This is a genomic window from Luteolibacter arcticus (assembly GCF_025950235.1).
Classification (GTDB): domain Bacteria; phylum Verrucomicrobiota; class Verrucomicrobiia; order Verrucomicrobiales; family Akkermansiaceae; genus Haloferula; species Haloferula arctica.
The window spans coordinates 852,859-875,491 of the sequence record NZ_JAPDDT010000001.1 but is presented as its reverse complement, the minus strand read 5'-3'; the positions used below and the strand labels follow the sequence as shown (position 1 = coordinate 875,491).

At 63.4% G+C, this 22,633-nt stretch carries 21 protein-coding genes; 8 read left to right on the top strand and 13 right to left on the bottom strand.

The features are described 5' to 3' along the window. Window positions 1-16: 16 nt before the first annotated feature. Window positions 17-1,957: a biosynthetic arginine decarboxylase gene (speA, locus tag OKA05_RS03630; protein WP_264485737.1), complete on the bottom strand. Its 1,941-nt coding sequence runs from the start codon at window positions 1,955-1,957 to the stop codon at window positions 17-19. A gap of 140 nt (window positions 1,958-2,097) precedes the next feature. On the opposite strand from speA, the gene OKA05_RS03625 reads away from it, so the two are divergent. The 5 genes from OKA05_RS03625 to OKA05_RS03605 are packed head-to-tail and all read left to right on the top strand — an operon-like array spanning window position 2,098 to window position 6,609. Beyond that, window positions 2,098-2,889 (top strand): hypothetical protein, encoded by a 792-nt coding sequence (locus OKA05_RS03625; RefSeq protein ID WP_264485736.1) that lies wholly within the window; start codon window positions 2,098-2,100, stop codon window positions 2,887-2,889. Window positions 2,890-2,908: 19 nt separating this feature from the next. After that, window positions 2,909-3,463 (top strand): RNA polymerase sigma factor, encoded by a 555-nt coding sequence (locus OKA05_RS03620; protein WP_264485735.1) that lies wholly within the window; start codon window positions 2,909-2,911, stop codon window positions 3,461-3,463. A gap of 4 nt (window positions 3,464-3,467) precedes the next feature. After that, window positions 3,468-3,932 (top strand): hypothetical protein, encoded by a 465-nt coding sequence (locus OKA05_RS03615; RefSeq protein WP_264485734.1) that lies wholly within the window; start codon window positions 3,468-3,470, stop codon window positions 3,930-3,932. Beyond that, window positions 3,929-4,909, top strand: a complete 981-nt coding sequence (locus OKA05_RS03610) for an ABC transporter ATP-binding protein (RefSeq protein ID WP_264485733.1) — start codon at window positions 3,929-3,931, stop codon at window positions 4,907-4,909. The genes OKA05_RS03615 and OKA05_RS03610 overlap by 4 nt, the downstream gene beginning before the upstream one ends. Beyond that, window positions 4,906-6,609 (top strand): hypothetical protein, encoded by a 1,704-nt coding sequence (locus OKA05_RS03605; RefSeq protein WP_264485732.1) that lies wholly within the window; start codon window positions 4,906-4,908, stop codon window positions 6,607-6,609. Before OKA05_RS03610 ends, OKA05_RS03605 begins: the two co-directional genes overlap by 4 nt. On the opposite strand, the gene OKA05_RS03600 is transcribed toward OKA05_RS03605, so the two are convergent. The 10 genes from OKA05_RS03600 to OKA05_RS03555 all read right to left on the bottom strand — a co-directional run bounded on the left by OKA05_RS03600 (window position 6,542) and on the right by OKA05_RS03555 (window position 19,032). Continuing rightward, a complete protein-coding gene (locus OKA05_RS03600; protein WP_264485731.1) occupies window positions 6,542-6,964 on the bottom strand; it encodes a VanZ family protein in 423 nt (140 codons plus the stop codon). The genes OKA05_RS03605 and OKA05_RS03600 overlap by 68 nt on opposite strands. Before the next feature lie 143 nt (window positions 6,965-7,107). After that, the gene (nspC, locus tag OKA05_RS03595; RefSeq protein ID WP_264485730.1) at window positions 7,108-8,337 is read right to left on the bottom strand and encodes a carboxynorspermidine decarboxylase; all 1,230 of its coding nucleotides are present in this window, start codon (window positions 8,335-8,337) and stop codon (window positions 7,108-7,110) included. A gap of 68 nt (window positions 8,338-8,405) precedes the next feature. After that, on the bottom strand, window positions 8,406-8,801 hold the full coding sequence (locus OKA05_RS03590) for a (R)-mandelonitrile lyase (RefSeq protein WP_264485729.1): 396 nt from the start codon (window positions 8,799-8,801) through the stop codon (window positions 8,406-8,408). A gap of 127 nt (window positions 8,802-8,928) precedes the next feature. Continuing rightward, window positions 8,929-11,922, bottom strand: coding sequence for a laminin G domain-containing protein (locus tag OKA05_RS03585; protein ID WP_264485728.1), 2,994 nt, complete (start codon window positions 11,920-11,922; stop codon window positions 8,929-8,931). A 267-nt stretch (window positions 11,923-12,189) separates the two neighbouring features. Further along, window positions 12,190-12,645 carry a hypothetical protein gene (locus tag OKA05_RS03580; protein ID WP_264485727.1) on the bottom strand — a complete coding sequence of 152 codons (456 nt, stop codon included), beginning with the start codon at window positions 12,643-12,645 and terminating at the stop codon, window positions 12,190-12,192. A 69-nt stretch (window positions 12,646-12,714) separates the two neighbouring features. Further along, on the bottom strand, window positions 12,715-13,446 hold the full coding sequence (locus tag OKA05_RS03575; protein WP_264485726.1) for an amino acid ABC transporter ATP-binding protein: 732 nt from the start codon (window positions 13,444-13,446) through the stop codon (window positions 12,715-12,717). Then, window positions 13,436-14,212: an amino acid ABC transporter permease gene (locus OKA05_RS03570; RefSeq protein WP_264485725.1), complete on the bottom strand. Its 777-nt coding sequence runs from the start codon at window positions 14,210-14,212 to the stop codon at window positions 13,436-13,438. The genes OKA05_RS03575 and OKA05_RS03570 overlap by 11 nt, the downstream gene beginning before the upstream one ends. 6 nt (window positions 14,213-14,218) lie before the next feature. Beyond that, entirely contained in the window at window positions 14,219-15,019 is an 801-nt protein-coding gene (locus OKA05_RS03565; RefSeq protein WP_264485724.1) for a transporter substrate-binding domain-containing protein, read from the bottom strand. Between the two features lie 66 nt (window positions 15,020-15,085). After that, complete coding sequence (locus OKA05_RS03560) at window positions 15,086-15,664, bottom strand: hypothetical protein (RefSeq protein WP_264485723.1); 579 nt, start codon at window positions 15,662-15,664, stop codon at window positions 15,086-15,088. 44 nt (window positions 15,665-15,708) lie between these two features. Beyond that, window positions 15,709-19,032 carry a S41 family peptidase gene (locus OKA05_RS03555; RefSeq protein WP_264485722.1) on the bottom strand — a complete coding sequence of 1,108 codons (3,324 nt, stop codon included), beginning with the start codon at window positions 19,030-19,032 and terminating at the stop codon, window positions 15,709-15,711. A 316-nt stretch (window positions 19,033-19,348) separates the two neighbouring features. Between OKA05_RS03555 and OKA05_RS03550 the strand changes: the two genes are divergently transcribed. Both OKA05_RS03550 and OKA05_RS03545 read left to right on the top strand, forming a co-directional pair. Next, the gene (locus OKA05_RS03550) at window positions 19,349-19,576 is read left to right on the top strand and encodes an antitoxin (RefSeq protein ID WP_264485721.1); all 228 of its coding nucleotides are present in this window, start codon (window positions 19,349-19,351) and stop codon (window positions 19,574-19,576) included. A gap of 3 nt (window positions 19,577-19,579) precedes the next feature. Beyond that, window positions 19,580-19,972: a PIN domain-containing protein gene (locus OKA05_RS03545; protein ID WP_264485720.1), complete on the top strand. Its 393-nt coding sequence runs from the start codon at window positions 19,580-19,582 to the stop codon at window positions 19,970-19,972. Window positions 19,973-20,073: 101 nt separating this feature from the next. Here OKA05_RS03545 and OKA05_RS03540 read toward each other — a convergent pair whose 3' ends face one another. Both OKA05_RS03540 and OKA05_RS03535 read right to left on the bottom strand, forming a co-directional pair. Next, on the bottom strand, window positions 20,074-20,526 hold the full coding sequence (locus tag OKA05_RS03540) for a hypothetical protein (RefSeq protein ID WP_264485719.1): 453 nt from the start codon (window positions 20,524-20,526) through the stop codon (window positions 20,074-20,076). After that, window positions 20,526-21,290 (bottom strand): succinate dehydrogenase/fumarate reductase iron-sulfur subunit, encoded by a 765-nt coding sequence (locus tag OKA05_RS03535; RefSeq protein WP_343226945.1) that lies wholly within the window; start codon window positions 21,288-21,290, stop codon window positions 20,526-20,528. The genes OKA05_RS03540 and OKA05_RS03535 overlap by 1 nt, the downstream gene beginning before the upstream one ends. Before the next feature lie 172 nt (window positions 21,291-21,462). Here OKA05_RS03535 and preA point away from each other — a divergent pair, with 172 nt between their 5' ends. Continuing rightward, complete coding sequence (gene preA, locus OKA05_RS03530; protein WP_264485717.1) at window positions 21,463-22,602, top strand: NAD-dependent dihydropyrimidine dehydrogenase subunit PreA; 1,140 nt, start codon at window positions 21,463-21,465, stop codon at window positions 22,600-22,602. Window positions 22,603-22,633 lie beyond the last annotated feature (31 nt).

The window sequence follows — 22,633 nt, the reverse complement described above, 5'->3', positions numbered from 1 at the left end:
ACGAGCAAGCGCTCGCTCAGTCTTCGAAGTAGGTGTAGCCCGCCAAGCCGGTCCGATAGAGGTCCAGCACTTCCCGGCGCTCTTTCGGCGAAATGCGGCCTTGAGCCACGGCTTTCTCGGCGAAGGCGCGGAAGCGGCCGACGAGTTCCTTAGGGTCGTATTCCACGTAGGAGAGCACGTCCGCCACGGTGTCGCCCTCGACCTCGTGGGTATAGACCGGCTTGCCGTCTTCAAGATGGACGCCGACGACGTTGGTGTCGCCCAGCAGGTTGTGCAGGTCGCCCAGCGTCTCCTGATAGGCTCCGACGAGGAAAGTCGCAATGTAGTAGGGCTCGCCCGGCTTGATGTCGTGGAGCGGCAGCACCTTCTTTTCGTCCTCGCGGTCGATGAATCGGTCGATCTTGCCGTCGCAGTCACAGGTGATGTCGGCGATCACGCCACGCTGGCGCGGCCGCTCGTCGAGGCGGTGGATCGGGAGCACCGGGAAGAGCTGCTTGATCGCCCACGAGTCCGGCAAGCTCTGGAACAAGCTGAAATTGCAGTAGTAGAAATCGACCAGCGTGTCGGAAAGTTCGCGCAGGTCCTCCGGGACGATTTCCAGCTCCAGGATGAGCTTGGAAATGCGGGTCATGATGTGCCAGAACCACGCCTCTGCGATGCCGCGCTCACGCAGGGTGGCGGCACCGTAGAAGAACTGGGCGCGGACCTGGTCGCGGTAATAGACCGCATCGTTGAAGCACTCCTGGAGGTTGCGCTTGCTGAGGTCCTTGTTGACCGCAATCAGGTTGAAGAGGTTCTGTGGCGCCTGTTCCGGCACGGGCGGAGCCTTCTCCGTGGTCTGCACGGTGGAAACGTCCAGCACGTTGAAGACGAGCACCGAGTAGTAGGCGACGATGGCGCGGCCGGATTCCGAAATGAGGTTCGGGTGCGACACGCCTGCCTTGTCGCAGATCTGCATGATCGTCTCGATGACGTCGGTGCAGTACTCAAGGATGGAGTAGTTGCAGGAGGAGTGGAAATTGGTGTGCGAGCCATCGTAGTCGACCGCCATGCCGCCGCCGATGTCGAGCACTCCCATCGGCGCGCCCTCCTTGACCAGGTCGCAATACATCCGCGCCACTTCGGTGGCTCCCTCGCGGATCGCCGCGATGTTCGGGATCTGGCTACCCTGGTGGTAGTGGAGCATGCGCAGGCAGCCGAGGTAACCTGCGTCCTTGAGCCGATCCACCACGTCGATGACCTGGGTGGCGCTCAGGCCGAAGACCGACTTGTCGCCGGCGCTTTCCGCCCAGTGGCCGGACCCGCGGGTGGATAGCCGGACGCGCACGCCGAGGTTTGGCAGCACGCCCAGCTTCCGGGAGCGCTCCAGGATGAGGTCGAGCTCGGTCGGCATCTCGAGCACCAGCATCACCTTCAGGCCCATCTTCTGGGCATGGAGGGCGAGGTCGATGAACTCCTCGTCCTTGTAGCCGTTGCAGACGATGTAGGCCTCGGTGTCATGCATGTGGGCCAGCGCGGCGATCAGCTCGGGCTTGGAGCCGGCTTCGAGACCGTAGTGGTATTGCTTCCCGAACTCGGAGATCTCCTCGATGACCTGCCGCTGCTGGTTCACCTTGATCGGATAGACGCCGCGGTATTCGCCGCAGTAGCCGGTGTCCTTGATGGCTTGGCGGAAAGACTCGTTCAGCTCGCGGATGCGCGAGTGCAGGAGGTCGCGGAAACGCAGCAGCACGGGCAGATCGGTGCCGCGGTCACGCAGGCCTTCGATGATTTCGAAAAGCGAGACATCGGAGCCGCCATTGTCGTCCTGCAGCTTGACCGTCACATGGCCCTTCTTGTTCACGCCGAAAAAGCCGTGCCCCCACTGCTCCACGCCATAGAGTTCGGCGGACTGGTCGGGAGACCACGCGTTTTCCTTCTTGGATTTGGCGACCTTGTCGGCGGCGGGCGGAACCATGCGCGGGAAGAAAAGGCTTTTTCCGGAAAATGAAAGGGAAATGACGGGCCATGGCGCTTCCCGAGGTCCGCCTGGGCGGGTCGGAAAAAGTTTCCCCGGCGCGTAACCTTTTTCCCGCCGATCTCGGATGTCTGCCGAACATGAAACGCAATTCGCTCATCACCCTCGCCGCCGCGCTGCTGCCGCTGGCCGCTTTTGCCGAGCAAAAGCCGCTGTGGGAGGTCCAAGGACGCCTCGACGGAGGGAAAAACCCGCGGCTGAACGGCTGGATCAAGGAGCTCTTCTCGAAGGACGAATCCGCCGCCATCATTGGTGACAAGGCAGTCTTCCGCATCGCCGGCTTTGAGAATGAAGCCACCCCGGAGGAGGACTGGGTCGCCGAGGTGCGCGACCTCGCCGACATGGGGGAAATCATAAAGAAGATCGAGGGGGAGGCGAAACCCGACGGTCAAGGGCGCTTTCTCTTCGAGGAAGAGGGCGTGAGTTTCCTGGTTTGGCGCGATGGTGAATCGCTGCTGCGCCTCGCCGGTCCCCCTCTAAATGCCGGAACCGCCGTCGCACCGGCTGCGACGCTGCAGGCCGACGCCTGGGTCTCCGGCTGGGTGAATCTCGCCCGCATCGCCGAGGAAGAGGAGATCGAGTCTGACATGCTGGAATTGCCGACAAACCTCAGTTTCTCCGCATCGAGCGCTGGCGAAGGGATCGCGCTCGACCTGAGCGCGGGGCTGGACAGCAAGGAACTCGCTGAGACGACCAAGGTGCTCTTGGAAGAATTGAAGGCGGATCTGACGGCCGATGAGGAGACCGCCGCAAAGATCCCGCCGGTCAAGATCACGGCCGAAGACAAGCAGCTCAAGATCCGGATCGAATTGACCGATGCCCACCTCGGAGATCTGATCGAGGAGATCAAGAAGGCCATCGAGGAACGCTGATTCGCACTCTCCTACGGTCGTGACTGCGGACACCGACAACGACCTCGCACTGCGCTGGAAATCCGGCGTGGTGGAGGCCTACAACGAGCTGGTGCGGCGGCATCTCGATTCCGTCCACCGCTACGTCCGCTCGCGCTGTGGCAACGACCCCGACGCCTCCGACATCTGCCAGGAAGTCTTTCTCGAAGTCTGCCTCAAGATCGCCAACTTCGATCCGGCCTACCCGTTCACCGCATGGCTGTATACCATCGCCCGGCGCAAGACGGTGGACCGCTTCCGCCGCCACAAGCCGGCCGAGGAGTTCGTCGCCGACCGTCACAGCGGCACCGAATCGAGTCATCCCTCAAGCATCCTCGAAGAGCGCGAGTCCGCTCGCGATGCTTGGGAAAAGGTGTTCAAGCTGCTGCCCGAGACGCAGGCCACCGCGTTGTGGCTGCGCGTCCAGGGCCACCAGAGCATCGAGCAAATCGCCGCCACCATGGACCAGAGCGAAGCCAACGTGAAAGTCCTGCTGTTCCGAGCCCGCCAGCGCCTTGCGAAGGAATGGCGCCCTACTGCCACCATCACCTCGTGATCCCATGGATACCCTGAATCCCATTTGCGAAGCCGCTCAACGCGACATTTCCGCCGCGCTTGATGACGGCATCAAACTTCCTGCCTCCGTGCTTGATCACGCGGAGCATTGCCATGACTGCGCCGCTTTCCTCGATGCGTGGAGCGGGGGCTTGGAGGAAAAGCTCGCGGCACCGCTGCCGCCTGCCGGTTTGGAGTTGCGGGAGAAGGTCCTTGCCATGGCAGGGGAGAGCGTCCGCGTCGAATCCTCCCGTCATCGCCTCCGTGGCTTTGTTTCGGCGGCCGCCGCAGCCGTGGTGCTCGGCATCTGCGGTTACTCGCTCATCGACATCGAGCCCGCAGGTACTTCGCAGGTTCACAAGGCTTCCTATGCGGAACGGGAATTCGCCGCGCTCAAGTCCGACTTCCGCCGTGGTCTCGCCGCGCTGCGCGAACCGGCGGGTGCGGTCCAACGCGTCCTCAGCCCATGATCTCGTGGATTGACCCGCTTGCAGGCGAGCCTGCCGATCTGGTGCGCATCGCCGGCCTCGGCGTGGACTATGGGGAACGCCGTGCGGTGGATGCCGTGAACCTGCGGGTCCCGCCCGGCGAAGTGTTCGGTCTGTTAGGCCCCAATGGTGCGGGCAAGACCACAATGTTCCGCGTGATGGCCACACTGCTGCCACCTACCCGTGGCGAAGTGGCATTGTGTGGGGAAACAATCCACGACCGGCCGCGCGAAGTCCGCTCCGCCATTTCCTACATGCCGGATCTCGCGCCGATGCCCTCCGACCTGCGTGCCATCGAATACCTGCGCTTCTTCGCCGAGTCCTATGGCCTGCGTGGCAAGGCGCGTGACAATCGTGTCACGGAGTGCCTCGAATCGGTGGGCCTCCAGGAGCGGGCGAAGGACATCTGCACGAAGCTTTCGCTCGGCATGCGCCAGCGCCTCGCCTTGGCCAAGGCGATCCTCCACCGTCCGCGCCTGCTTATCCTCGACGAACCGGCCAGCGGTCTCGATCCACTGGCTCGCGTCGATCTGAAGAACGCCCTGCGCCGCCAGGCCGACAATGGTGCCACCGTCATTCTCAGCTCCCACATCATGGCGGAGATCCAGGATCTCTGCACGTCCATCGGCCTGCTGCAACGCGGGCGTTTGTTAGACGCCGGTCCCATCCGCAAGGTCCTCGCGAAATTCGGCCACGCGGAGATGCGGGTCATCGTCCGCGCTCCCGGCCGCCGCGACGAGGTTGCCGCGTGGCTTCGCGAGGTTCCCGGCGTGAAGGCGGAACTGCGTCTTCTGGATGACGAATCGATCGAACTCCGGCTCGACGAGGCGAAGCTTTCCCGCGCCGCGCTCTTCACCGCGCTTGGCGAAGCTCGGCTCGGTGTGACCGGCATGAATGTCGTGGAAACCAGCGTCGAGGAAGTCGTCGTCCGCCTCGGCAGCCAAGCCTCCCTGTCATGAACGCACCGGTTTTTCCCTCGCTCTGGAACCTGCCGGCGAATCCCGTCTTCCGCCGCCACGCGGTTTCGCGATTGCGGCTCTGGCGGGTCGTGGTGTGGCTGGTGATCACTCAGGTGGTCGCAGGTTTCGCGTGGCTTGTTTCGAGCCTGGTTTACCTGCATGTGCAGGGCGGCGGGCGGGTTGAGATCGATCTCGGCTCGCCGGCTTTCCAGAAGTTGTTAGAGTCGCATGGGACGAACGCTTTTCTCTCCGGTTGGTTGGCGGTGCTGGTGATCCAAGGCTTGCTGGTCGTCTTGAAAGGAACCTTTAGCGTGGCCACCGGCGTGGCCCGCGAGGCGAACGAGGGGATGATCGATTCCGAACGCCTCGCTCCGCTGCCAACCGGCCACAAGGTCGTCGGCCAGTTGCTCGGGCTTCCGCTGTTAGAGAACGTCCTCGCCCTGTTGCTGATCCCGTGGGCGATCGCCAGCGCGTGGCTCGGCGGGCTCTCCCCGGCGATGATGGGGAAGGTGTATCTGCTTTTCGCGACCTCCGCGCTTTTCCACCACGCCGTTGGCTTGGTGGCGGGTAGCTTGATCCGCCAGAAGATCCTCGCTGGGACCATCTCGCAGGTGCTGGTGATCCTGCTGCACTTCGTGCTGCCATTCTTCAGTGGCTTTGGCATCGGCCTGATTTCGCACCTGGGTGCGGAGTCGGCGATCCTCTACGAAATCGTGTCCGCGACGCCCGGCGTGCTGGAGCCGAAGGGCTTTTACCCGCGCGAGGCCATCCCGATGCCGGTCGATTTCTTCCGCTGGGAAATCGCGGTCTCCGGCTACCACTGGATCATCACGGTCACCGCGCTCGCCGCACTGGTGGCGATGCTGGTGCGCCGCTGGAATGATCAGGATTCGCAACTCCTCGGCAAGGTCGGAACGGCCTTGCTTGCCGCGTGGATGCTAACTCTCACCTGCGGGGAGTTGCTGCCCGGTTTTTCACAAGGCCAAGGGCTCGACGATATCTTCGATACCGGCAGCTCACGGCTCTCGATGCGAAAGGTATCTGACGCCGGCATCCCTTTGATCGGTGTGCTGTGGGTCTCCGGTTTCGCCGTGGTGCTGGGACTGATCAATCTGTTGCTCACCGCCACACTGGTCCCGACGCCGGAGGCGCGGGCGCGTTGCCGGCATCTCGTCCGCGCCCCGTGGTGGAACGATGGACGGAACTCGCTGCCATGGGTCGTGCTTCTTTCGCTGCTCGCCGCCGTTGCGTGGTGCGTCGTGGTCCGCACCTTGCTTCGTGAAACCCCGGCACTGCAGGTGGTTGAGTTCAAGATTGCCGACATGCTTTGGATTTCCGCGTCGCTGGTGGTGCCAGCCTGTGCCAGCCATGCGCTGGTGTTGTGGCGTGGTTGGAAAGTGGCGCTGTTTGCCGGCTTCGCACTGTGGATCGTGCCGCTGATGATCTCGGCCGTTGGCGTGCTGATGTCGGTCCAGCCTGACACTTGGCCGATGTGGGTGGCGGGCATGTCCGGTCTGGTGCTACCGGGCTATGCCTCGTTCGCGGAGGTCGCCGGCTTGCCGATGGTGAATGTCCGGGCGGTGTTTTACGTCTCGCTCGCCCTGCATGCGATCGCGACCGTGGTGTTCCTGCTCAAGGCGCGCCGCAGGATGCCGGTGCCGCCACCGCTCGTGGCGATCGCGGCCGATCCCGTTTCGTGACGCGGCGGGGGAGCATTCGCACCAAGCCCTCGCCACAAAGGACGCCGATCAGGTTCGCCAGCGCATCGAAGCCATCGAAGCTCCGGACGGGGATGAAATACTGGCTTCCTTCCTCCAGCATCATGCCCGCAAGGACGATCAAGCTGCCAAGCATGAGAGGGGCGGCCTCACGGCGCTTCAGTTGCAGGTTCAGCAGCACGGTCAGCGTGCCGACCAGTCCCAGATGACCGAGCTTGTCGCCCAAGGGGACCATGGCGATGAACGTCCAGATGTGTCCGATCTGACCTCGATCCGCGAGGACGATGAGCGAGACGAACGCCGAGGCGAAGAGGATGAACGCGAGACGGAGCAACATAACCTTCCCGTCGGGTATGAGTCCTCCAACAGGTTGAGGTCAAATTCACTCGTCCCGTTCACGGCGAATTCACCCGGGCTTCACCCATAAGGAGTGTCGACGTTCCGTCGACACTGCGCGGACAGTATGTCCACGCTCCTTAACTACGCGAGCCGGTCCCGGAAATCCGCGTAGCCGAACTCCCGGATGGTCTCCAGGGTTCCATCCTCATGCTGGAAGACGATGGAGGGGTGGGGGACGCCGTTGAAGGTGGTCGTCTTCACCATCGTGTAGTGCGCCATGTCGTCGAAGACGAGGGTGTCGCCGGGCTTGAGTGGCCGTGGGAAGGCGAAGTCGCCGGTGACGTCGCCGGCAAGGCAGGTGGGGCCGCCGATGCGGTAGAGGTGCTCGCCGGATTCGCTGGAGAGTTGATAGGTCTCGCCTTCGAAGGTGACGGCGGGGCGTGGCGTGGCTTCGGGCGGAATGAATTCTGCGCTCCCAGTGGACGCGAGATAAACGTCGGGCCGGTAGGGCATTTCGAGGACGTCTGGCATGTGCGCGGTGGCCGAGACATCGAGGATGACCAGCTTGTGGCCTGCGGACTCGAAGACATCGAGCACCTCCGCGCGCAGCACGCCGGTGTGGATCGCCGCGGCCTCGCCGGGTTCGAGCCAGACTTCGACATCGTATTTCGCCTTTGTCTCGCGGACGAGACGGATCAACCGCTCGCGATCGTAGAAGGGCTTGGTGATCCAGTGGCCGCCGCCCATGTTCAGGTAGGTGAACTGCGGTGAACGTAGTAGATGGCCGAACTTCTCATCGACTGCGGCGAGCGTCTTCTCAAGGTCGTCCGAGTTTTGCTCGCACAGCGTGTGGAAGTGCAGGCCGGACAGGCCGGTCAAGTCCGCGCCTTCGAGTTGGTCGGCGGTGATGCCGAGCCGCGAGCCGGGCACGCATGGATCGTAAAGCGGGGTTTCACCGGTCGAGCACTGCGGGTTCACGCGCAAACCACACAGCAGATCACCGCTCTGGAAGCGCGGATGCGCCATCACGATGTCGCGGAAGCGGAACCACTGCGACAGCGAGTTGAAGTCGAGGTGATGCGTGAACTCGCAGAGCTGCCGGATTTCCTCCTCCTGATAGCCAGGGGAGTAGGTCACCACGTGCTTCTGGAAATAGTCGCGTGCCAGCAATGCCTCCCACAGGCCGGAGGCGCAGCAGCCGTCGAGTTGATCACGGAAATGGGGAAAGGCTTTCCAACAGGAGAAGCCCTTCAGCGCGAGCACGATCTTGCACCCCGCGGCATCGGCGGTTTCGCGAAGGATGGCGGTATTGCGCTTCAGCGCGGCGAGGGAAATGACGAACGAGGCCACGCGGAGAGGAGGAAGTTCCAAGGAGGAAGTGCCAAGTTCCAAATTCGAACGGCATTGCCTCAAGCCGGGCAGTTGGCGGTGGAGGCACCCTAGCCAAAATACTGCTCTTCGCTGACTTTCTCCAGCCAATCGACTGCCTTGCCGTCCAACTGCTCCTGAATGGCGATGTGGGTCATCGCGGTGCTCGGCGCGGCTCCGTGCCAGTGCTTCTCGCCCGGCGGGAACCAGACGACGTCGCCGGGGCGGATTTCCTCGACCGCACCTCCCTCCCGCTGCACGCGGCCACAGCCCGCGGTGACGAGCAGGGTCTGGCCCAGCGGGTGGGTGTGCCAGGCGGTGCGGGCGCCGGGCTCGAAGGTGACGGTGGCCGCGGCGACGCGTGCCGGGGCACCCGTCTGGATGACCGGGTCGATGCGCACGGCACCGGTGAACCAGTCTTCGGGGCCTTTGTTGGAGGGACGGGAGCCAGCTCGCAGGATTTCCATGGCAGGAATTTTGATGGAAAGGCGGTAGGGGCGCACGCCTGAAAAGCGCTCTCCCTGCCGTCACACGAGAAGGCCGGGAATCGAACGTTCGATCCCCGGCCTCCCTTTGAACCCACGACCCGGGAATTCAGGGATTGAGCGTGATCTTGTAGAATGCCTTGCCCGCCGGTGGCTCAGGATCGGTGTAGCTGGCGGTCCCCGCCGTGCCGGCGAAGGCGGCTTCGAGCGTGCTCCATCCGCTCAGGTTGATGCTGCGCTCGATCTTGAAGGTGACGCCGGTGACGCTCGGCCACTGGATGGCACCGCCGCTGGTGCGGGTGGCGGCAAAGCGCGAGCTGCCGCCGTTCGGGATCAGCCCCAGGCGATACTCCGTGAGATTGTCGGTGCCATCGTGCTCGAAGTCTCCGGTCGCGATCTCCGCAAGTCCGTCGAAGTAGGTGGTTTCCCAACTGTCCGGCAGGTCGTCATTGTCGCTATCGTCATCGCCCCCGGCGAAGAGGAACTGGGCCGGTGTGCGGGCGATGTCGCTGATGCGGACTTCGTCCACCACACCCAGGAAACTGTCCGTGCTGCCGACGCCGGAGCCGAAATCGCGGCCTTCGTTGCCGATGGTGAAATCGGGTGTTGCCGTGATCAGGTCGCTGGTCATCTGGCCGGAGAAGACCTCGTTGGCCTGCGTGCGCGTGGAATCGAGCAGGGTCCAATAGAACTTGAAGTTGTCGGCGGTGGCCTCGGTGCCGTTGTAGGCGACCGCGACATGATACCAGCCGCCCTGGGCGATGGCGTCGGGGTCGCTGCTGATCGGCAGCGCAACCGATAGCGACTGGATGGCGGTCTCGGCGTGGAGGTTGATGAATTCCAGCAGCGGAGCGGTGCCCGCGGTGTTACCCGCGCCGCCGACGGGCACGAGGCGGAATTGCCACACGCGGCTGGCGGCTTCGTCCGCCTCGCCGGTCAAGATCTGCATCGGGTTCACGGTCGCTGGCGCCACGGCCGGATCGAAATCGATGCGCACGATCGCTTCGAAGGTGAAGGCACCATCGACGCCGGCGTAGGTCAGCGTGGCATTGTCCGACGTGCCATTGACCAGAGGCTTGGCGGCAAGCGCGCCGCCCGTCAGCGTGCCACGTCCGGGCGATGGATCGAGACCGGTGGCAAAGCCGGCAAGCGATGGAGCCCACAGCCGGCCGTTGGCATTCAGCGCGGCCATGGAAAGCGCACCGCTGCCTGCATCGGCAGCAGCCTGATCCACTTCATCGAGGTGCCACAGGTGAAGCGTGTTCGAATCGGCGGTGTAGGGGTGGAAGGCTTCCTCCGTGTCGAGGGTGCCGTCGCCGTCGATGTCAGCCGGGGTTGAACTGGCAAGCGTGGGATTCGAACCGGCGGCTTGTTCGGCCGAGTGATTGGCGGAGTCGCCATCGGTATTGCCGGTGCCGGTCTCGTCGAGGTTGGTGAAATGGAACTGCTCCCATGAATCGAGCAGGCCGTCCGCGTCGGTATCGGATGGCTTCTGCGCGGTGGTCGGATTGGTCGACGCGGCTTCTTCCTCTTCGTTGCTGTAGTGGTCCCCGTCGGGATCGCCGGTACCGGTTTGCTTGGCGAGCGTGGTGGCACGGCTTTCGCCGGTCAGGTGGAAGTAGAGCGCTTCCCAGCCGTCATTGAGGCCGTCGGTGTCGCTGTCCAGAGCGGAGAGTTGCTGGGTCGGGTCGGTGCCAGCGGTGTACTCCTCGGCATTGGTGTAGAGGTCGTGATCCGGGTCGCCGTTCGCGATTTCATCGAGATCATCGAAGCGGAAAAGCTCCCAGCCATCGCTCAAGCCATCCGGCTCCGAGTCAGGGAAGCTAGTGGAGCCATCGGTGCCGGAAGGATCGGTGCCCGCCGTTTCCTCGTCCTCGTTGTAGGCGTAGTCATTGTCGGGGTCGCCATTGCCATCCTGGGCGGTGATGACGCCGAAGTGGGTGATTTCCCAAGGATCGCCGAGGCCGTCACCATCGATGTCGCCGGGAATGGACTGGGCGTTGTTCGGATCTGAGCCGGCATTCTGTTCAGTGAAGTTGTCCGCGGAGTCTCCATCCGGATTGCCGGTTTTGCCTTGCTTCGCGAGGACTTGGACGACGGTTTCCGATTCGTTTTCGCGGAAGTGGATGAGTTCCCATGAGTCGAGCAGTTCGTCGCCATCCGTGTCGCCGTTTGGCGTGAAAATGAACTGCGTGGGGGTGCGAGCTACTTTGCTGATGCGGACTTCATCGATCAATCCGCGCAGGCCCTCCCACATGTTGACGCCGCTGCCGGTGTTGCGGCCCTCGTTGCCGATGACGAGTGGCGATACCCAGGCCGGGTCCACGCCTTCGTTCCCGGTGGTGCCGAGCACGCTGGCTTGCTCGGTGGCTGCGTTCACCCGCGTCCAATAGATCGTCGATGACTCGGCACCGCTGGCATTCGTGTAAACCAGCGCGATGTGGAACCATTCGTTGGCGACAAACGCATTGGCACCGGTGGTCGGAATCGCGAAAGTGGTGGCGCCGGTGCCATTGTTGCTGAAGAGGCCGATCGAGTTCAGTTCGACGTTGCCGTTGCTGATGCGGAACTGGAAGCCGCGGGTATCGTTGCCGTTGCTGCTGTCCGTTTGAGCGATCGAGCGGCTGGCGGTGGTCAGGTTCGGGATATTGACCAGTGCCTCGATGGTGAAGGCACTGTCGGTCCCCATGATACTGGAGAGGCTGATGGTGTCCGCATTGGTGCCGCCGGAGGCGACGAAGGTGCCGTCGGGTACGGCGGATGGGCCGGTGACGTCGATCGGGAGGCCGAGGTCATCCGCGCCGGAGAGATTGGCCGCGGTGCCGAAGCCGGGAAAGGCGACGCCACCCCACAAGGTGGTCACATTGGTCGCGGCTCCTGTCCCGGAGAGGGGGTTTCCATCGACAGTCAATGCCTGGAGCTTGGAGGCCGCCGCTCCGGAGGCCGAGTTGGCGGCGACCGAGCCGCTGGTGTCGTCGAGATGAAAGAGGAAGGCAGTATTGGCCTCCGAGCCGGAGTAGGGTGTCACGGCCGCTTGGGTCAGGGGCCAGAGCATGCCAGTGGACAGGACGACCGCTACGAGCGGATTCGCTTGGGATTTCATGGGTTGTTTTGGGTTCTTGGAAGCCGCCACCGCCGGGCGACGAAACGACTTCCTGATTCAAGGATCACTGGCCGGTGTATCCTTGAATCGAACCCAAGCAACCGAGATGCGAGTCTCTCCCACTCAATGGGGATGAACGAGTTCCCACGTTTGTGGGAGGCCGGGAAGCTACGGAGGTTCCGATGATCCCATGAATCCGGTTCCTCCCTATCGCATCACCCAAGCAGCTCTTGGAGGTGCTGCCTGGCAAAGAAAGCGCCGCTGCCTTCACCACGCCAGCAACCGGGCAATGGCGGCACGCAGGGCAGCTTCAAGCGTAGCTGCTTCGGCGTGCGTGACGGGGATGGCGACCTTCCGCACTGACTTGTCCGCGGCATCCTGCCGGGACAGGCTCAGCAGGTAGGGCGCACGGTCCGGATCGGTGCGCTCCACGATCTCGAACGCGCTGTTCGACTTCTCCGACTGATGGAAAAGCTTGGCTTCGCTCTGCCGGCCTTGGAGCACGGACAAGGCGGCACCGATATCGGTGAGGCTCCACTTCATGGTGAGCTTCCGTTCCCAATCGAACTGCTTGTCGCCGGTCTGCGGGGCGGCATCGACGAAAAGCGCGGATTTGGCGGGATTGAGGCCAAAGCGGATGACGCCTCCGGTGCCGCGGCTGTTGGGCTTGTAGATCGGAAGCTGGGGGAGACGTTGGGGGTCGAGCGTGGTTTCCGTGTTCATGACTTCTCTGGAACTGTTCGCTGGAACATCAGCCAAGGCAAGAAAGAAATGGTTCGCCTGAACAGTGGATCAATAGCGCATGACCCGCGAGAGGAAGCGTTGGCAGAGCGCCGATTCGGGCGCGCCGAACAGTTCGGCAGGGGGGCGGAACTCCTCGATCTTTCCCGCGGCGACGAACGCAACCTGATCCGCCACGGCGCGGGCGAAGCCCATCTCATGGGTGCTGAGAATGATGTCCTGCCCGGCTTCGGCGAGCTCCTGGATCAGCTCCAACACCTCGGCCGTCATTTCGGGGTCGAGCGCCGAGGTCGGCTCGTCGAGGAACAGCACCTCCGGCGAGAAGGCAACCGCGCGGGCGATGCCGACGCGCTGCTGCTGGCCGCCGGAGAGTTGGGCGGGCAACTTGTCCGCGTGCTCTAACAGCCCGAACCTGCCGAGTGCCTGCTCCGCCAGTTGGAGCGCCTTGTCGGGGGGGTGACCGTGGACTTTTTCGAGCGGCAGCGTGATGTTCCGCCGCGCGCTCATGTGGGGGAAGAGGTTGAACTGTTGGAACAGGAAGCCGTTTTGCCGGCGGTAGGCCTGGAGCGCGGCGGGGTCGGCGATGAGCCGGTGGTCGTTGACCTGCACCGTGCCTTCATCGGCGGTTTCGAGGCCGCCTAACACCCGGAGCAGCGTGCTCTTCCCGCCGCCCGAGGGGCCGATCAGCACCATCACCCGCGCCGAGGCGAGGTGCAGCGACAGGCCATCGAGCGCGGTGGTCGCGCCGTAGCGTTTCGTCACGCGATCGACTTCAAGTTTCATCGCGGAAGCGTTTTTCCAACCAGTGCGACAGCCACGCGACCGGCAGGGTGAGGATGAGATAACCGATCGCGAGCGGCAGGTAGCCCTCGAGTCCGGCGTAGGAGCGGGAGATGAAGTTCTTGGTATTGTAAAAGTATTCCGACACGCCGATCACGCTGAGCAGCGAGGAGTCCTTGATGAGGGAAACGAACAGGCCCGCGATGGCCGGCAGCACGCGGCGCAGCGCCTGCGGAAAGATCACGTAGCGATAGACCTGCACCGGGCTGAAGCCGACCGCACGGGCCGAGTCCCACTGCGTGCGCGGAATGCTTTCCACCCCGCCGCGCAGGATCTCGCCGAGATAGGCACCGCCGAAAAGCGACAGCAGCAGGCCGCCGATGACGATCTTGTCTTCAAGACCCTGCGCCGCCAGCGGCCGCGAAAGCAGCGGCGCGAAGATCACGAAGTAGCCGAACAGCAAGTGAACCAGCAGCGGCGTGTCGCGGACGAATTCAAGGAAGCCGCGGCAGGTCTTCCGGATCACGGGCAGGGGAGAGCGCTGGCCTAACAAGAACAACAGGCCGAAGACCACGCTTCCTAACAGCGACGCGAGCGAAAGAACGAGGGTGAGCTTCCAGCCGGCCCACAGCGATTCCCGGTATTCCCATGCCTTGGTCCAGTCGGTCTGCTTGCCGAGCCGGCCGAAGATCGACACGCACAGCCACGCGAAGCCCGCCGCCATGGCGATGGCGACGAGGGCATTGGCGATCTGCTGGCGGCGGGTCACGAATCCTCAGCGGATGATGAAGGGGATGCCCTGGCTTTCGAGGAACTTCTTCTCCTCGCTCAAGTACTGCGCGCCTAGTTTTTCGAAGCCGCCTTCATCTCGGAAAGACTTGATGAAGCCATTCACCTGCTCGCGGAGCGCGTCGTTGCCCTTGGCCACGCCGAGCGCCCAGGATTCCTCCACGAAGGCCTTGAGCAGGCCGCGGGTCGTGTCTGGATTCTGCTGGGAATAGCGGAAGATGCTGAGCTGGTCGTAGATGAAGGCGTCCGCCCGCCCTTGGGCAACTTCGAGCACGCACGACGCCTCATCCTCGAAGACGACCAGCTTGGCCGAGGGAAGATGGTCGGTAATCCAGATCTGGCCGGTGGTGGAAGTCTTCGCGGTCAGCGATCGGCCGGGCTTCTTCAGGTCGTCGATCGATTGGATGTCAGAGTTTTTCTGCACCAGGATCGCGAGGCCGGTGAAGGCGTAGGGATCGGTGAAATCGATCGACTTGCGGCGTTCGTCGGTGGCGGTCATCGAGGAGAGGATGAGGTCGATGTTTCCCGTCTGGAGCGCGGGAATCAGGCCGGTGAATTGCATCGGCACGATCTTGAGCGGACGGCCGAGCTTCGCGGCCAGCGCTTCTGCGATCTTCACGCCGACGCCGTCCGGCTTGCCGGCCTTGTCCTGCATCTCGAAGGGCGGATAGGTGAGATCCATGCCGATGCGGAGCTCCGGAGCACTGCCGGCCGCAGGTTTTTCCGAGCAGGAAACGGCTGCCAGCGAGGCAGCGGAGAGGGAGAGGAATCGGCGGCGGTCGAACATGAGCATGAGGGTAATTCCGAACGTCCCTAGCGGAAGCCGATTCCGTGCCTCGTCGCAGGCAAGGTTCTATTCCGGATCTTCCAGTTCCTCTTCCGGCTCTTTTTTCCGCTGGGCTTGCGTGACTTGGGAAATCTCGGCAAGCGGGAGGTAGAGTGAGACCAGGTCTTTCGGGGCTCCTTGGGGAAAGGGATCCTTGAGGCCGAGATGGAGGTGGATGGCTTGGATTTCCTTGGCGATCCGCTGGATCTTTCCTGCTTCCAGATCGACTCGCCGGATCTCTCTCAAGTACTGCTGCCCGGGATCGAGCTTCATCAGGTGCTCGTCACCTGCCTCGATGTCTCCCAACAGGTAGCAGGTCCGGATCAGGGCATTCTTGCAGTGAAAATAGATGTTCACCGTGGCGTGGTCGGTGAAGGTCTTCTTGTCCTTCTCCCATTGCCTGAAGAAGTCCTCCAGTCGCTCCTTCAGCTCGCCGTAGGTCTTCGCTTGGAACACCGCCGCGTAGGGAGGGTAGTCCACCGGTGACTTTCCACGGAAGTCGAGGGGCGACCTGCTGCTGGCCGGAATCAAGGTTTCGGCGGTTGGTCCGGCTTGGGCCGGCGAAAGGAGCCAGACGGCGATCAGAACCGCACACAGGATTTTCATCCGCTTCATCTGCCAACAGATTCAAAATCTGTCGAGGATCCGGATCACTTCACCGGCTCGCCTTCGACCGGCGCGTAGCCGCTGCGGTAGTGCGGCTTGAAGTCGTCCTTCTCCGCGGCGTCCACGTCCTTGATGAGGACATCGACGGCTTTCTGAAGCTGCGGGTCCTCACCGGCAATTAATTGCGCCGGCTCGGGCCAGACGATGTGATCCGGCACGGCGCCGTTCATTTCCATGTCCGCGCCGGTGTCGGGAGCGAACCAGCCCCGAAAGGGAATGCGCAGGGTGCCGGCATCGAGGATCTTGTCGCGCGAGGCGGAAATCACGCCACCCGCCGTGGTCACTCCGACCAGCGGGCCGCGCTTCAGGGTCTTGATGGCGTGGGCGAAGATCTCGGCGTTGGAAAAGGAGTTCTGGTTGCAGACAACCACCAGCGGCTTGTGCCAGGAGGCATAAACCTTGCGGTCCTGCGGGTAGCCCGGGCCGCCGCCGCGCGGGATGGTGACGGCGTGGCGCGGCTGGCAGAGGACTGTAAGAAGGTGGTCGGTGATGAAGCCGCCGCCGTTGTCGCGGATGTCGATGACGAGGCCTTCCTTGCCGTGGCCGGCGGCATAGATCTCGCGCTCGAATTGCTCGAACTCATCCCAATACATCCGCGCGATGTGGACGTAGCCGAGCCGTCCTTGCGAGATCTCTTCCACGCGCTTGCGGTTGTCTAACACCACCTGCGACTCCGCCAGTTCGCGGGCACGCTCGAAGCTGATTGGGTTAAGTTCGTGCGAGTGCTCCTTGCCTTCCTTGTCGCGCACGATCAGCGAGATGTCGCGGTCGAGGCGGCCGTTCATGAAGCGGTGGACGGGCATCGAGCCATCGATGGCGCGGCCATTGATCTTCACGATCGTGTCACCCGGCTGGACCGGCGGCTTGCACAGCGCGGCGGGGCTGCCGGTGATGACGGATGCGACGGTGAGGGGGTCTCCGGCACCGTGGCGCTGGAAGCGGATGCCGAGGTGGCGGGTGGCGAGAAACTCCGCGCCCTCGTTCTCCCAATGCTTTGGCCAGACGGTGGAAATGAAGGTGAGGTGGGAAGCATTCAGCTCGCCGAGCATCATGCCGACCACGCCATCGAAGGTCGGCGAGTCCGGCGCGTGGGCGGCGGCTTCCTCGTATTTGGCGAGCATCTTTTCCCAATCCCGCCCGTTCATCGAAGGGTCGTAGAAGCGGTCGCGAAGGGTGCGCCACACCGAGCGATACCAGAGCCGCTGGTGCGCCACGCGGTCGCGGACGAGGCGGGCGGCGATGGGGTAGCGTGTGAGTTTGCCCTTCTTCAGCACGGCCGGTGCGCGATCGACGATCCAGTAAAGCGTGCCGTCCTTCTCGATGCGGACCGGCAGGCCGCGGTAGTCGGCTTCTTCTAACATCGATGCCCCGTCGCGGGCCTCGATGCGGAACAGCTTGTCGGTGGTGCTGTTCTTGCTTTGGAAGAAAATCGTCTTCGAGTCGCCGGACCACATCAGGCGCTCGGGCTCGATACCGCGGGTGTTGAGCCTAACAATCCGGTCGCTCAGGCCATCGAAGTCGATGCGCATGCGTTTGCGCTTCGGCTTCTCCGGCAGTGGCGTTTCCTCGGGTATCTCGGTCTTGGGGATCGCTTCCTCCGATGGCTTTTCTTCCCGTTCGTCGGCCTCGTCGTCATTTCCTTCTTCCAGTCGATAGAGCGGGTCGTCGCGCATCGCGGACTCGGCATCGATCTCGCGGCGGTCGCGGGTCGAGCGAACAGCTTCCTCGATCTTGAGGTCGACGTAGAAGAGCCCCATCTCATTGTTCAGCCGGCGGCCGGTGAAGGCGATGCGGCGGCCATCGGGCGACCATTTTGGCGAGCCTTCGAAATCGGGATGGCGCGACAGGTTGAAGGGCTCGATCGAGCCATCCGCCGGCGTGATGTAGATGTCGCGGTTGAAGTTCTGGTCCTGGGCGGCAAACACCAGCCAGCCGGAGTCCGGCGACCAATCGAAGGTCGGAGCGTCCCAGCACTTGAAGAGCAGTTCGGGCGAGGTCCCGTCGGCACTCGCCACCCACAGGTCGCCGCCGCCGGAAATGTAGGCGAGGCGGGTGCCGTCGGGGCTGAGTTTCATGCGGCGCTTCGGCTCATTGCCCTGCGTCACTTGCTGGGTCTCGAAGCTGCCGGCGCGCCACCAGAATTCCTTCTCCAGCTTGCGGCGGATCCGCCAGACGTTGCAGTCAATGCCGTCGTCCTTGAGGAAATAGATCCACTGGCCGTCGGGTGAAAAGACGGCGTCCTGCTCGCGGCCGTCGGTATGCGTGATGCGGTTCGGCTCGCGCAGCACGGTGTCGCAGGTCCACAGCTCGCCCTCGGCGCAGAAGACGAACTCGAGGCCGCTGGCGGTGAAGTCGGCATCCACGGTGCCGGTGATTTTCCGCAGCTCCTTGGTGGTGTCCGGCAGGTCCTCGCGCTGCTGGATTTTCAGCCGCTCGGGCTTTCCGCCGGGCTTCAGGGTCCACAGGTGGAAGCCGCGGCGGAACAGAATCACCGAGCCATCCTCGGAAATGTTAGGCCGGATGATGCCGTCGTCCTTGAAGTCGGTGAGCTGCTGGTCCTTGCCGGTGGCGAAGTCGCGGCTCCAGAGGTTGAAGGTGCCGTCGCGCTCGGAGATGTAGTAGAAGCCCTTGCCATCCGGCCACCACAGCGGCGAGCGGGCCTCGTTTTCCTCCTTCACCATCGCGGTGAATGCCTTCGAGGCGATGTCGTAGCGCCAGATCGAGGAAGCGCGCGGGCCGTGGTAGCCCTTGCGATAGAGCTGCTCGCCCTCGCGACAGAAGAGGACCTGCTTGCCGTCCGGCGAATAGCGGGCGGACTGGCCCTTTTCGTTGAAGAGGTAGCTTTCCGGCGTTTCGCGGCGGAGGTCGATTTCGATCAGCCGCTCCGGCCGGAAGCCCGGCTCATCGCGCAGGCCGCGGATGAGGGCACGGGTGCCATCGGGCGTGATGTCCTCTAGGCTTGCCCCCTCGGAATGGAAGGTGTGCTGGGTCGCGGGACCGCCACCGGCGGGCATCGAGAAAAGCTGCAGGAAGCCGGCGCGGGTGGAGCAGAAGTAAATCGCCTTGCCGTCCGGCGCATAGACCGGAAAAGAATCGCGGGCGGGGTGGGCAGTCAGCCGCTCGGCCATGCCGCCGGTGACGGGTGCCGACCACAGGTCGTCGCGCCATTCGAAGGCGATCGTTTTCCCATCCGGCGAGAGCGAGGGCCAGCTCGCCATGGTGATTTCGCTTGGATCCGGCGCGGCGTGTCCCACGGCCGCTGCCAGGAGCAGGGCCAGAAGTGCGGGGGAGCGCCGGGTGATGAACATGCGTGGAGGTTACGAAAACCCCGCGGGCAGGCTTTCAGGTGCTTAAGGTAAGTTAAATACCTGCGACCCGGCGGAGGAAAGCACAACGCTTGCCAAGTGGCAAGCCGCTGGGGCGGAGCGGCTGGGAGCGCGGGCCGCTGGCCCGCCGAAGCACGGGGAAGGCTCACTTCGGCGATTCGGGCCGAACGGGCAGCGATCTCGAGGGACCATTCAGCGGGCCAGCGGCCTGCGCTCCCAGCGGGAGGACCAAAACCCGAAATACACCTCGCGTGATGTATTTCGTTTGCCGTCCACTGAATCGTGGTAAAGTTTTCTTATGGAAAAGACGCGGGTTTTCAAGAACGGGGGCAGCGTCGCGGTCCGACTTCCCAAGAAATACGCTCTGCCAGTGGGGGAGGTGATGATCGACGAGAGAGACGGCGTGCTCGTTCTCACGCCATTGGACCGCAACGGGTGGCCGAGTGACTTGGAAGCGATGTTTCCTGTGATCGGTGAACTGGAGCAACCAGCCCGGCCTGCGGATTCGAGGCCCGTGGAGATCTGAGCGATGCACTTGCTCGACACAGACACGTGCATCCGTCTGGTCCGTGGGGATGCGGAGGTTTTGGCGAAGCTCCGCGGGCATCGCCGGGACGAAGTGCAGGTTTCGATCCTGACTGTCTATGAATTGGAGGTGGGGCTGCAGAAAGCGACCCTAGAGGTGACGAAGAAGCGGAAAGCGGTGGAGAGCCTGTTGGAGCTTTGCGGGGTGGCCCCGTTTGGGAATGCTGAAGCGATCGAAGCCGCTAAGGTCCGGGCGGAGCAGGAGAAAGCGGGTACGCCGATCGGCTCCATCGACTATTTAATCGCGGGGATTGCCCGGGCAAATCGCTGGACCTTGGTGGCGGGGAACTTGGATGAGTTTCGCCGGGTTGAGGGGCTCAAGGTGGAGAAGTGGTAAGGGGGATTTTGGCGGTTCAGACCGGGACCCGGAGGCGGCGCCGAGGGACCATTCAGCGGGCCAGCGGCGGGCGTTACCAGCGATAGTTGCTCCCCAGTGGGTCACTCCTTGTCGCGGGCCTCTACTTCCAGCGGGGCGTCGAAGTAGCCGTGGGTCAGGCATTCCACCAGATATCGCTGCATGAATGGCCCGATGCCGCCCATCTGCTGGTATTGGGCGACATGCACCAGTTCGTGGCGCAGCACCCGCGAGTTTCCGTGGAGGATGTAGATCCCTTTCCCCAATGCCATGCCGGATGGCTCGAAGAGTGGCTGGCCCCAGCGCCCGGCCAGCCTCACCAGCGGCCTTGGGAAGGGTAGGGGAATCGGCTTCACCTCCAGCACCCGGACTTCCTCGGGGCGCTCGATCTTCAATTCCGCGGCAAATGCCAGTCCCTCGGCTCCCAGCGGCGCGCCTTCTTTCAAGATCCGCCGCTCCTGGCCTTGCGCCCATCGTGTGGTTGCCGGAGCGACTCCGGATGCCAGCGTGAGGGCGAGACCGAGGGGCAGGATCATCACGAACAGAACTGTTCCATCAGGACCGCCTTGGCATAGTCCCGGTTCATCAGCGCGATGTGGTCGACGCTGATTTCCTTCGGGCACGCGGCCTCGCACTCATACTGGTTGGTGCAGTTGCCGAAGCCTTCGGCATCCATCTGCCGGACCATGGCGAGCACGCGCTTCTGGCGCTCCGGTTGGCCCTGCGGGAGGTGGCCGAGGTGGGAAACCTTGGCGGACACGAAAAGCATGGCGCTGGCGTTCTTGCACGCGGCCACGCAGGCCCCGCAGCCGATGCAGGCGGCGGCGTCGAAGGCGGTGTCGGCGTCAGCCTTCGCGATGGGGATCGCATTTGCATCCACTGCCGAGCCGGTGCGGATGTCGATGTAGCCGCCGGCCGCGATGATGCGGTCCATGGCGGTGCGGTCCACGATCAGGTCGCGGATAATCGGGAAAGCCTTCGCACGGAACGGCTCGATCCAGATGGTGTCGCCGTCGCGGAATTTCCGCATGTGAACCTGGCAGGTGGTGATGCCGCCTTCCTTGCCGTGGGGCACGCCGTTGATTGTCAGCGAGCACATCCCGCAGATGCCTTCGCGGCAGTCGTGATCGAAGTGGATCGGCTCCCCGCCATCCATGACGATCTTCTCGTTCACGATGTCGAGCATCTCCAAGAACGAGGCTTCCTCGGGGATGTTGTTGGCGGGGTAGGTTTCGATGCGGCCGTTGTCGTTCGGACCGTTCTGGCGCCAGACCTTCAGCGTGAGGTTCATGATCGGGATAAAAAGCTGCTGGCCGTGCGATGCCGCCGGCCACGCCCCGGAACTTGGATTTTCCCGCTGCGGCGCGCTAGTCGAAAAAGCCGTTTTTCCGCGCAGGAACCATCAGGAATTTTCGGGCCGGGCATGAATCAGGCTTTTCGACCCGGCCCGAGCCGTGCTGGAGTATGAGGCCATGGCTTCCCTTGAAACGACCGTCGATGGACTGAAACTCGCCAATCCTTTCATCATCGGCTCCGGCCCTCCGGGAACCAACGTCAAGGTCATCAAGCGGGCTTTCAAGGAAGGCTGGGGCGCGGTCATCGCCAAGACCGTCAGCCTGGACGCCTCCAAAGTGGTCAACGTCGGCCCCCGCTACGCGAAGCTGATGGCGGGCGATGGCAAGGAGGTGATCGGGTGGGAAAACATCGAGCTGATCAGCGACCGCAAGTTCGAGATCTGGCTGGATGAGTTCAAGGAGGCCAAGGACGCGTGCCCGGATGGCGTCCTCATTGCCTCGATCATGGAGGAATACAACAAGGACGCGTGGTGCGAGATCGTCGGGCGCTGCCAGGACGCCGGCGTGGACGGCTTCGAGCTGAATTTCTCCTGCCCGCACGGCTTGCCCGAGCGGAAGATGGGAGCCGCCATGGGCCAGGATCCGGCGATTCTGGAAGAAGTCTGTGGTTGGGTGATGGGTGCCGCGAAAATTCCCGTGTGGGCGAAGATGACGCCGAATGTGACCCACATCGAGGAGCCGACGGCCGCCGCGCTTCGCGCCGGATGCCACGGGGTTTCCGCGATCAACACGATCCGCAGCGTGATGGGGGTGAATCTCGACACCCTCCGGCCGGAGCCGACCGTCGAGGGCTACACCACGCCCGGCGGCTACTCGTCGAAGGCGGTCAAGCCGATCGCCCTGCGGATGGTCATGGAGATCGCGCAGCTCATTAAGAAGGATTTCCCCGGCCGCTCCCTGTCGGGCCTCGGCGGAATCGAGACCGGGGCGGATGCCGCCCAGTTCATCCTTCTGGGCAGCGACACCGTGCAGGTTTGCACGGGTGTGATGAAATTCGGCTACGGGATGGTAACGGAGCTCTGCGAGGGCCTGCTCGCCTTCATGGAAGGGAAGGGTTTCGAGACGCTGGCCGACTTCAAGGGCCTCAGCTTGCCGTATTTCACGACCCACGCCGAACTCGTCCGGATGCAGCTCGCCCGCAAGGCCGAGGAGGCGGCAGCCAAGGAACGTGCCGGGATGGTAAAGAGCGACGCCGAGTGGGATGGGGACGACTTCGTGAAGCAATCCGACGCGCTCGCTCGGAAGGCCTCATCATAGTCCGCTGCCCGGAGAAAAGGGAAACTACGGC

Coding starts and splice junctions, on each gene's coding strand:
- speA (WP_264485737.1), bottom strand. CDS start 1,957: ATGGTTCCGCCCGCCGCCGACAAGGTCGCCAAATCCAAGAAGGAAAAC.
- OKA05_RS03625 (WP_264485736.1), top strand. CDS start 2,098: ATGAAACGCAATTCGCTCATCACCCTCGCCGCCGCGCTGCTGCCGCTG.
- OKA05_RS03615 (WP_264485734.1), top strand. CDS start 3,468: ATGGATACCCTGAATCCCATTTGCGAAGCCGCTCAACGCGACATTTCC.
- OKA05_RS03610 (WP_264485733.1), top strand. CDS start 3,929: ATGATCTCGTGGATTGACCCGCTTGCAGGCGAGCCTGCCGATCTGGTG.
- OKA05_RS03605 (WP_264485732.1), top strand. CDS start 4,906: ATGAACGCACCGGTTTTTCCCTCGCTCTGGAACCTGCCGGCGAATCCC.
- OKA05_RS03600 (WP_264485731.1), bottom strand. CDS start 6,964: ATGTTGCTCCGTCTCGCGTTCATCCTCTTCGCCTCGGCGTTCGTCTCG.
- OKA05_RS03590 (WP_264485729.1), bottom strand. CDS start 8,801: ATGGAAATCCTGCGAGCTGGCTCCCGTCCCTCCAACAAAGGCCCCGAA.
- OKA05_RS03585 (WP_264485728.1), bottom strand. CDS start 11,922: ATGAAATCCCAAGCGAATCCGCTCGTAGCGGTCGTCCTGTCCACTGGC.
- OKA05_RS03580 (WP_264485727.1), bottom strand. CDS start 12,645: ATGAACACGGAAACCACGCTCGACCCCCAACGTCTCCCCCAGCTTCCG.
- OKA05_RS03575 (WP_264485726.1), bottom strand. CDS start 13,446: ATGAAACTTGAAGTCGATCGCGTGACGAAACGCTACGGCGCGACCACC.
- OKA05_RS03565 (WP_264485724.1), bottom strand. CDS start 15,019: ATGTTCGACCGCCGCCGATTCCTCTCCCTCTCCGCTGCCTCGCTGGCA.
- OKA05_RS03560 (WP_264485723.1), bottom strand. CDS start 15,664: ATGAAAATCCTGTGTGCGGTTCTGATCGCCGTCTGGCTCCTTTCGCCG.
- OKA05_RS03555 (WP_264485722.1), bottom strand. CDS start 19,032: ATGTTCATCACCCGGCGCTCCCCCGCACTTCTGGCCCTGCTCCTGGCA.
- OKA05_RS03550 (WP_264485721.1), top strand. CDS start 19,349: ATGGAAAAGACGCGGGTTTTCAAGAACGGGGGCAGCGTCGCGGTCCGA.
- OKA05_RS03545 (WP_264485720.1), top strand. CDS start 19,580: ATGCACTTGCTCGACACAGACACGTGCATCCGTCTGGTCCGTGGGGAT.
- OKA05_RS03540 (WP_264485719.1), bottom strand. CDS start 20,526: ATGATCCTGCCCCTCGGTCTCGCCCTCACGCTGGCATCCGGAGTCGCT.
- preA (WP_264485717.1), top strand. CDS start 21,463: ATGGCTTCCCTTGAAACGACCGTCGATGGACTGAAACTCGCCAATCCT.